At 40.4% G+C, this 9,761-nt stretch carries 10 protein-coding genes; all 10 read right to left on the bottom strand.

The features are described from left to right. Positions 1–355, bottom strand: a 355-nt coding sequence (locus tag N2257_03260) for a replicative DNA helicase (GenBank protein ID MCX7793412.1), incomplete at its 3' end; no start/stop codon positions are given. Continuing rightward, positions 345–791 carry a 50S ribosomal protein L9 gene (gene rplI, locus N2257_03255; GenBank protein ID MCX7793411.1) on the bottom strand — a complete coding sequence of 149 codons (447 nt, stop codon included), beginning with the start codon at positions 789–791 and terminating at the stop codon, positions 345–347. The genes N2257_03260 and rplI, both read right to left, overlap by 11 nt. After that, positions 788–1,849 (bottom strand): hypothetical protein, encoded by a 1,062-nt coding sequence (locus N2257_03250; protein ID MCX7793410.1) that lies wholly within the window; start codon positions 1,847–1,849, stop codon positions 788–790. The genes rplI and N2257_03250 overlap by 4 nt, the downstream gene beginning before the upstream one ends. After that, positions 1,842–3,689 (bottom strand): excinuclease ABC subunit UvrC, encoded by a 1,848-nt coding sequence (gene uvrC / locus N2257_03245; protein ID MCX7793409.1) that lies wholly within the window; start codon positions 3,687–3,689, stop codon positions 1,842–1,844. The genes N2257_03250 and uvrC overlap by 8 nt, the downstream gene beginning before the upstream one ends. Before the next feature lie 28 nt (positions 3,690–3,717). Beyond that, positions 3,718–4,980, bottom strand: coding sequence for a UDP-N-acetylglucosamine 1-carboxyvinyltransferase (murA, locus tag N2257_03240; GenBank protein ID MCX7793408.1), 1,263 nt, complete (start codon positions 4,978–4,980; stop codon positions 3,718–3,720). A 64-nt stretch (positions 4,981–5,044) separates the two neighbouring features. After that, entirely contained in the window at positions 5,045–6,919 is a 1,875-nt protein-coding gene (locus N2257_03235) for a DUF4105 domain-containing protein (protein MCX7793407.1), read from the bottom strand. A 25-nt stretch (positions 6,920–6,944) separates the two neighbouring features. Further along, positions 6,945–7,418 (bottom strand): DUF3015 domain-containing protein, encoded by a 474-nt coding sequence (locus tag N2257_03230; protein MCX7793406.1) that lies wholly within the window; start codon positions 7,416–7,418, stop codon positions 6,945–6,947. Between the two features lie 73 nt (positions 7,419–7,491). Continuing rightward, positions 7,492–7,800 carry a TRL-like family protein gene (locus tag N2257_03225; protein ID MCX7793405.1) on the bottom strand — a complete coding sequence of 103 codons (309 nt, stop codon included), beginning with the start codon at positions 7,798–7,800 and terminating at the stop codon, positions 7,492–7,494. A 139-nt stretch (positions 7,801–7,939) separates the two neighbouring features. Next, complete coding sequence (gene mnmA / locus N2257_03220; protein MCX7793404.1) at positions 7,940–9,004, bottom strand: tRNA 2-thiouridine(34) synthase MnmA; 1,065 nt, start codon at positions 9,002–9,004, stop codon at positions 7,940–7,942. Between the two features lie 41 nt (positions 9,005–9,045). Then, positions 9,046–9,744: a ribonuclease H-like domain-containing protein gene (locus N2257_03215; GenBank protein MCX7793403.1), complete on the bottom strand. Its 699-nt coding sequence runs from the start codon at positions 9,742–9,744 to the stop codon at positions 9,046–9,048. Positions 9,745–9,761: the final 17 nt, after the last annotated feature.

The raw sequence follows: 9,761 nt of genomic DNA, 5'->3' as shown, positions 1-9,761 counted from the left end.
GCCCCCTGAGGATTGCTTTCTCCTTGACTATCTTTGCATGCTGCCTGATATTTGCAGATGTGGGCACTGAGGTGGCAAGAAGGGCTATATATTGCTCTCCTCCTGCTTCAGCAAGAATTCCTGCTGACCTCATATAATCGGTGAGTGTGATCAGGTCGATGGGCTCTCGCCTTTCAAAAAGCTCTATCATTGCATTAAATATCTTTCTGTGAGCTTCTCTGTAAAAATCAGAGGGTTCAAGTATCTCAAGGGCACTGGAGATAGCCTCATTATCAAGCAGGATTGCTCCGAGGACAGATTGCTCTGCCTCTATATTCTGGGGAAGAACCCTGTCATAGGAAAGATCAACTTTCATTAAGAACCCTCAGTGTGAACTCTGAATTTATTTCATGAGGTAGTTTCACTGCCACCCTGTATTCACCTGTTCTTTTAATAGGCTCAGAAAGTACGATCCTTTTCCTGTCAAGCTCTATTCCTTCTTTCCTAAGGGCCTCTGATATATGCATGGTGGTTATTGAACCAAAGAGTTTACCATCCTCTCCTGCCTTGGCCTTTATAGTAACAGTTAAATTCTTTAACCTTTCAGCAAATTCAAGGTTGCGAGCCTTCTCCTTCTCTATTGCCTCAAGTAGCTTTTTCTTCTGGAGCTCAAAGGTCTTTATATTCTTCTCATCTGCAACAAGGGCTAATCCCCTGGGGATAAGATAATTCCTTGCATAACCGTCAGAGACATTCACAATATCTCCTGCTTTCCCAAGGGATTTAATGTCTTCTTTGAGAATCACCTTCATGAAGCACCTCCGGTTAATTGATTAACATTGTCAGGTTCAAATATATCCTTTTTAAGGATATTTTTCATAAAGTTAAATATAGCCCTTCTGCTTTCAGGGGTAAGATCAGGATAAAAAACAGGGTTACCTACAACAGCAGCTCTGAAGGCGTAAAAGGGTTGAACCGTGCTCAGGAGTTCCCTGTCTCCTGTTAGTTCCATGTATTCATTGTAAAACAATTCAAGGGCATCAGTATAGGGGCTTTTTACTAAGCCATGGTATTTTATTGAAAAGAATATATAATTTACTGTAAGTGCAGTTATATCATCAGCAGCCTCGCCCCATGGCCCTCTTGACCTGTCAAGGAGGATAAAATCTCCATCTCTGAACCATATGTTTCCTGGATGAAAATCTCCATGAATCTGGCATAATCTGTTTATCCTGTTTCTTAATCTGTATCGCCATGGAATTGCAAGGATTTCAGTCTCTTCCATTTCCTTATAACTGAGTGTACCTTCAGGATAGGTATCAAAGACTCCCATAAGACATTCTCCATGACCTATAGTATCCCTGAGCTTTCTGAGATAAAGGGATCTTTTAAGATTAGGCTCAATCTCGGGTTTTAAAGAATGAATCTCTGCAAGGTAATTAACCATTGTCTTGATCTTGTTCCTGTCTCTTTCATTAAGGGATGTCTTATCTTTCATTTCCTCAAGGTCTTTAAAATAATTAACTCCACATGCCTTATCCATCAAAAGATAATATTCTACTCCATCCTTTATAGAAGTGAGGGTTTTGTCCTTTTTTAATTGAAGGACATCTACTGCCCTTACATGTTTCGGAAGCTGGTTATATGAATCATAGGCAAGTAAAAATACAGATGCCCTGTCTGCAGGATAATCATGTCCCAGATCATGGGGAGCGAGGTCTTTAATCACATATTCCCTGATGCCTGAATCCTCCTTTACTTTTAATAAAAATCCTTCTCCGTGAACACCACTTCCCAGTCTCCTGAATTCAAGAACCTCTCCCTGAAGATTCCTTTTTACATACTCCCTTATGCTTTCTATATTAATCATCTTTATCTTCCTTTACCGCCATTAAAATCTTCTCGGCAAGACTTAGACCAATCCCGGGTACCTTTTCAGTAATCTCACTTGCTGTTGCCTTTCTGATGGCATCAAGACTACCAAAGGCTCTCAGAAGGGAAAGCCTTCTTTTGGGTCCTACACCCGGTATCTCTTCAAGTCTTGACTGTCTGAGCCTTCTGTCTCTTATCTTTCTGTGATACATTATAGCAAACCTGTGAACCTCGTCCCTGATCTTTCTCAGAAGCAGACCTGCCTCTTCTTCCGGTCCTTTCAGTGTTTCAAGATTAATAATCTTTCCGTTCAACAAAAATACCCTGTCAGGATCCTTGGCAACAGAAATAATTACCGGCATCTTGGCGATGTGATCCCTCTTATCCTCAATCACCTTTCTTAAGACCTCAAGCTGTCCCTGTCCACCATCTACCATGAGTACATCAGGGACTTCTCCTTTAAGATTCTCTATAACCCTTCCGATCACCTCTTCAAGCATTCTGTAGTCATCCATTCCCTCAACAGCCTTTATCTTTACATGCCTGTATTTATCTTTAAGAAATTCCTCTCCCTGCCACCAGACAAAACCTCCAGTTGCCTCCTTTCCAAAGGTGGTAGATATATCAAAGGCACCAATGCTCTCGGGTACAGAAGAAATTTCAAGAAGTCCTGCCAGTGTGATGAGTGTCCTTTCTGCCTTGATAGCCTTCTGGTCAAAAAACACCCGTGCATTCTCCTGAGCCATTTTAAGGAGGTCCTCTTCCTCAGAATTAGAAGGTCTTCTTATGCTAACAGCAGAACTGGCTTCTGAGCCTGAGCTTTTTTCTGAAAGCCATCTTTCCAGTATTTCCCGGTTGTGTGGTTCCTCTGGAACTATTATTACATCCGGCGGTATTATCTCCTTTGTATAGAAGACTTCAATGATTTCTTCAAGAAGTTCCGGGAAAGAGGATGATGTGCTTTTTATAAAAAATTCTCTCTTCCCTATAATCAACCCATTTCGCATAAATAAAACGGCAATACTGAAACCCTTTTCGGTCTTGTATATCCCTATAATGTCCGCATTATGGTTTATTGTACTCACAACCCTCTGGGATTCCCACAGCCTCTTTAATGCATTAATCCTGTCACGGATCTTTGCTGCCTCCTCATAGCGCATCTCCTCTGAAAGCTTCTCCATCTTTTTTTCAAGACTTTCAAGAAGATCCTTCCTTTCACCTTTTAAAAACATTATTACCTCGGAGAGCGCCTTTCTGTAATCCTCCTCTGTAATGAGTTCTGCGCAGGGGCCAGGACATCTTCCCATCTGGTACTGTATGCATGGTTTCATTGGTCTGTCAAGTTTATATTTACAGGGCCTTATATTGAAATTCTTTCTTATAAATGAAAGGGCTTCCCACATCACGCTGGCAGGAACATAGGGACCAAAATATAGCGAACCATCATATTTAATCTTTCTTGCAACTTCAAGATGGGGAAATCTTTCATTCATCACGACCTTTATATAAGGATAGTTCTTATCATCCCTGAGAATAACATTATATCTCGGTTTATACTCTTTTATTAAATTGGCTTCAAGTACAAGGGCTTCAAGCTCATTCTGTGTGATAATAAAAGAGACTTCCTCAACCTCCTTGAGCATTCTTGATTTTCTCATATCAAGTTCTTCGTGTAAATAATGTCTCAGTCTCTGTCTGAGATTCTTTGCCTTGCCGACATAAAGGACCTTCCCTGTCTTTGACTTCATGATATATACACCCGGAAGTTCTGGCACATTAGTGGAAAGGTCCACAATACCAGATCCTTTATTAGCGGTGTGGAGTTTATGGGTCTGCATAATTGAATTCTTAAATAAAAACTAACTTTTAAGACCTAATCCTCTCTATATCTGCTCCCAGTGCCTGCAGCTTGAGCTCCATCCTCTCATATCCCCTGTCAAGGTGATAGACCCTGTCGATTACTGTCTCTCCCTTTGCTCTCAGTCCTGCAACCACAAGGCTTGCTGATGCCCTGAGATCTGAGCTCATCACGGGAGCACCTCTTAGTTCTTTTACACCCTTTACAGTGGCAACAGATCCCTCTGTTATTATATCAGCTCCCATCCTTCTTAATTCTCCAACATGCATGAATCTGTTTTCAAATATAGTCTCACGAATAATGCTCGTTCCCTGAGCAACAGACATTAATGCCATGAATTGAGCCTGCACATCTGTAGGAAAACCGGGATAGGGCATGGTCTTGATATTCGCAGGTCTTATAATCTCCTGACCTTTTGCTTTTATGGAGCAGGAATTATGTATATCTATCTGAAGATCAGTTTCTCTTAATTTAGCTATCACTGCATCAAGGTGTTCAGGTATTACATTATCAATCGTTATCTCACTGCCTGTAATACCGGCAATGCACAAAAACGTAGCAGCCTCTATCCTGTCAGGTATAACTGTATATTCATTAAGTGGTTTAAGCTCGGTAACTCCCTCAACTTCTATCATTTCTGTGCCAGCACCTTTGATTTTTGCACCCATTGCACTAAGGGCATTAGCAAGGTCAACAACCTCTGGTTCCTTTGCTGCGTTCTCAATTACAGTAACTCCATCAGCCAGGGAAGCAGCCATCAGGACATTCTCTGTACCTGTAACTGTGGGTATATCAAAATAAATCTTTGCACCTCTGAGCCTTCCTCTTGTACTGGCTATTATATAACCCTGTTCAAGAACAATTTCAGCACCCATTTGTTTTAAACCTTCTATATGAAGATTTATTGGCCTAGAGCCTATTGCACAGCCCCCAGGTAGGGATACCTTTGCCCTTCCATATCTTGCAAGAAGTGGACCGAGAACAAGAACAGATGCCCTCATGGTTTTGACAAGTTCATATGGTGCCTCAAAAAGCGATATATTACTTGAGTCTATGTGTAGGAGATTTTTATCAAAGGAGATCTCTGCTCCAAGGGTATGGAGTAATCGTGACATGGTGCGAATATCCCTGAGGTCAGGAACACCCTTTATGCTGTGCCTTGAAGGACATAGAAGTGTGGCAGCCATAAGCGGAAGGGAGGCATTCTTAGAACCACTTATATTTACTTTGCCAGAAAGCCTTTTCCCGCCCCTTATTAGAAATTTATCCATTGATATGCTCCAAGCTTTTCTTTATTATAAATTGAAGTGCGGGGTAAGTAGCAAGAACATGATTTTAGAAATAAAAATTTAAAATCAGCTCTCCTTCTGTCCAGTAATTTGAATAATATTTTATCCTTTCAAGATTAAGCCTGAGCCCTGTGTCCTTTGTTATTTTATAATTCTGCTTCAAGCTGATTGAATGTAATTTATTATTCTCTGGTTCGTAAAAGATAGTTTTTGCCTGAAGGCCCAGCTTACATTTATCAGTTATATTCTTGATCATCCCGGCTGAAAAACCTATACCTGCTGAATAATTATCTCTGAAGCTCCCGCTCAATTTTAATTCTGCCTCTGTAAAGGCAAAATAAATACCGGCAACTCTGCTTCTTCCTGCTATGCCAAAACCTGGATTCAGGATATATATAAGGTGTTCTCTATAATCTTTCATTAACTCTCTCCTGAAACCAGTATGAACCTTCCAGGAGAGAGGCCTGAAAAATTCATCCCTTATTCCTAGAGATACAATGTTAATAATATCAATATTCTGCAACTGGAATCTTCTTTTTTCATAATAATATCTGAATCCAAGGTTAACAAATATTATCTCAGAACCTTCCTGAAATCCTTCATCAGGGTCCATCAAGTCATGATAGGCAGGTCTCCACATAAATGCCTGGTACCATTCTTTATTCCTCAAACCGGTTCCTGTACTTAATCTTCCGGAGGAATGCCCTTCATCCGGTCTGGCAGGGGCAGGAACAGTATACACCTCTGGCTCTAATTTCCCGAGCTCTTTTCTGACTTTGAGAATTTGAAGGAATCTTTCCTGATAATTTTTCCTGTCAAGTTTCTGCCTCATAAATTTATACTGAGTCATCTCAGCAGCAATGTCTAGGATAATTGCCTTCTCCTTGTTGTTAATCTCCCTGATTAAAATATCATCCGGCATCAAGCTGCCACTGGCTATTTCCACTGCTTCAATTTTATAATTTTCAGGGATATAGGAAGCCATGTGCCTGATCCTTGTTGCTCTTGATGGTCTGTAACTGACAGACCTGACAAGACCCCTATCAATAACAGCTCTCACAGTATCAGAAGGTATAACCCACTGTCTGAACCCATCTGTAAGATCGACCTCTGGTCTGGCGGCTTCTAAAAGAAAAAGAAGGTTGTAAGAACAGTTTTCATCAAAAAAATAATAATAGGAATAAATATCCTTCAATTCCCAGATATGGAGAACCATTTTTCTAACCTCATCTTCTGTAAGATTAAGTTCGTACTCCCACATATCCCTCATATCAAGGTCACTGTATTCTTCTATTTTTTCATAATAGGGCAGGATTGAAAAATAACCTTTAAAAAACCCGAAGAGACCTTTAATAAGATAGGAAATACCTCCTTCATCCCCTGTGTTTGCAGCATAATTTACTGCATGGGAAAGAAGTTTACTTTTATAACTGCTGTCTATTCTTATGAGAGTATGACCGAACATGGAGGCTGGGCTATTCATATAGGCTGCAGGAAAAACAAGGGTTGCAGACTCAGGTTTTAGAGCATCTAAAAATCTTTCAAGTTCAATACATCTTGAAGGAGGAAGGATATCTTCATCTATATCTAATTTTTCTTTAAGCCAGGCATATCTCGCCGGAAATCTGCATCTCGGGTTACTTTTTTCATCTTCGTATTCCCTGAAAAAAGACCTTAAGGTCTCGATCAGTTCTGCCTCTGGATTTTCTTTACCATCCTGGGCAAGGAAAAAGGCTGGATCATCTATAAGACTCTCTGTACCTGAAAGACCGTGTTTATAATGAAGAAGAACATTCCAGTATCTGTCTTTATATAGCTCCTTATCGAGGGCTTTTTTAATTAAATTAACAAGATAGGTATTATCTGATGAAATGGAAATAGAAGGTATAAAAAATAAAGAGAGGAGTATGATCGCTCCCATACCCCTCTCCATTATCATTAAAAATTTAACTCTGAGAGCTGATTGATATTATGTTGTCAAGGACCTCTGCAGCCTGAATATCTGAAGAGGTAAAGATTCTAGAAAAATTCGCCTGAAGCTTAGAATAAAATTCAGACCTGTACTGAGGTGGCACTTCCATAAGTTCTGCGAGGGTATCAAGGGTCTCACCCTGACCGGTGGCTATATCCTTTGCAAGGTTATCCATATTGTCTGCCACAAATTGATTGAGTTTTTCATTACCTGCAATTTTTGTAGCCCTCTCACACTCCGATGTTCCTGTGGTAATACCAAAGGTCTGATTACCGAAAGTACCATTTGTAGTCGCTTGAAAGGCCTGAAGAAGCCATTTGTCATCAGCACTGTCCTTAAAAAGCATTGTTCCGAGGCCGCATCCAGTATTTCTTCTTGCCTGGCCTGCTGCAAAGGCAGTGCTTGTAATAAATAAAGAAATCATTAGCAAAAGAACTAATTTTTTCATACTGCCTCCTCTTATTCCAAGTTATTTATTAAAAATGAGTTTACTGTTCCCGATGGGAACATATGCTATCCCTTTAACGACCGGTAACTACAAGACAATAGGTACCGTATATGCCCAGGATATTCTGTACTTCATAATTTATATTAGTAACTTCCTTTATTCCACCTGCTGCCTTTGCTGCATCAATACTTGCATCACCTACTGCAATGAGCCCGAGAATTGATTGCATGCAGGCCTTTCCCGTTTTTGTTTCAGGTCCACTGCCTGCCTGTACACCCATCTTACCACCCGTGTAGAGGGTACCCACTGGAAGGTATGATGCACAAGCCGATAAGGATACAAGCATAATTACCAGAATAATACCGAATATTCTTCTCATCATCTCCTCCTTTTAAATTTGATATAAATTCCCAAGAAGGGCTTTTAATTGAAACCCTGAATTATCACCCCCTTTTTGTGTGAAGATTTTCTATTAAAACTATATTTAAAAATACCTCCCTTGTCAAGAAAAATCTTTTTCTTCAGTCTTTAACTTCTTTTATCACGCCGCCACCTATCACCAGCTCTCCCTCATAAAATACTGCTGACTGACCGGGTGCAGGTGCCCACTGTGGACGGTCAAAGATTACTCTTGCCGAGCTACCTTCAAAGTAAACAGTTGCAGGTTCATCCTTCATTGTAGACCGAATCTTTACGGTTGCCCTTAAGGAAGGAAGGCTCAGGACCGAAGGCTGAAGTATATTTAAATCATTTACAATAATCTCTCTCCTGAAGGCATCCTCTCTTTTACCAACATAGAGGGTATTATTTTCAGGATCTATTTTTACTACATAATAGGGTTCTTTTGAGGATATACCAAGACCTCTCCTCTGACCGATTGTGTAGTTAAAGAGGCCTCTGTGGGTTTTCAATATCTCACCTGTTTTTATATCAATAATGGGTCCTTCTTCTGGCTCTATTAAATTTATTAGAAATTCTGAATATCTTCTGTCCTCAATAAAACATATCTCCTGACTCTCCGGCCTCCTGAGCGCAGCGAGATTAAGGGTTCTTGCTATTTCTCGAACCTGTTCCTTTGTCAATTCTCCCAGAGGAAGTATGAGCCTCTCAAGCTCCTCCTTTTTAAGGACATAAAGCACATAGGACTGATCCTTTTTTTGATCCCTGCCTTTAAGAAGTCTGCTGTTAATTACTTTTGCATAATGGCCTGTTGCTATGAAAGGAGCTTTTCTTTCAGTTGCAATCCTTAAGAGAAAGGGAAATTTTATATATTTATTACAGAGTATGCAGGGATTTGGTGTGAGACCTTTTTTGTAAGAATCGATAAAGGGATTTATTACTTTATTAAGGAATTCTTCCCTTAGATCAATTATAGAGTGAGGAATCCCGATCTCTGCCGCAACGAGTGCTGCCTCTTTAATTGACTCAATGCTGCAGCAGCCTGCTTGCACAGAGCGTCCTTTTATATGCCCTGTCTGATACAGGATGAAGCTTACACCTTCAACCTCGTAGCCTTTTTGTTTAAGCAGGTAGGCAGCGGTGGAAGAATCAACGCCTCCACTCATTCCAACAATAACCTTATCCACCACAACTGGTCCCGAATCGGTGAAGTGAGAGATCAAAGGCATTACTCGTTACGAAATCTAATATACCGATCCCAGTAATCAAAGAGCTCTTTTGTTGCTATAAGATCTCTGGCACAGTATCTTGCTATATCAAGATATTTGCCTTCAAGAAAGAGCTCCTTAATATCAAGACCTGTAATTCCCTCCTCTTTCGGACTTCTTATACCGAAGAATCTGCACCAGATATCAAGCCTGTATTTCCTTGTAGCCCCGTAAAAGGTTAGCTGGTCAAGCAGGTCTGTATGGCTGTTATTGTATCTGTTGGGCATCAGGTCCTTTGAGGGTTTTATCCTGTAAAAAGCAGACCTTATAAGAATGAAGGGACAATCAAATCCTCTTCCATTAAATGTTATTATCTGTTCGTAATCCTTTATCTCGAGCCAGAATTTCTTAAGTATCTCCTCTTCAGTGCCCGCCTCATACCATATACCATTCTCTTCAAAGGGTAGAAAGGGGTCTTCCTCGGGAGCCTGAAAGTATACCTTACCCTTCATTGTATCAGGTTCAAGAAGACCTATTGCTACTATCTCTCCAGTAACAGGAGATAGACCAAGTCTCTCCTTTATCTCTTCTTCCTTTTCCTCTGTATCTGCCCACTGAAGTAAATAATCCTGAATGGGTTTATCAAGACTTTCAAAATCCTTTCCAATGGTCTCTATGTCAAAGATTATTCTCTTCATTAATATCACTTTCCATGCCACAGGATTCCATAGCTCGA

It is taken from the genome of Thermodesulfovibrionales bacterium, from assembly GCA_026417875.1.
Lineage (GTDB): Bacteria > Nitrospirota > Thermodesulfovibrionia > Thermodesulfovibrionales > CALJEL01 > CALJEL01.
This window is presented reverse-complemented; position numbering and strand designations above follow the sequence as displayed.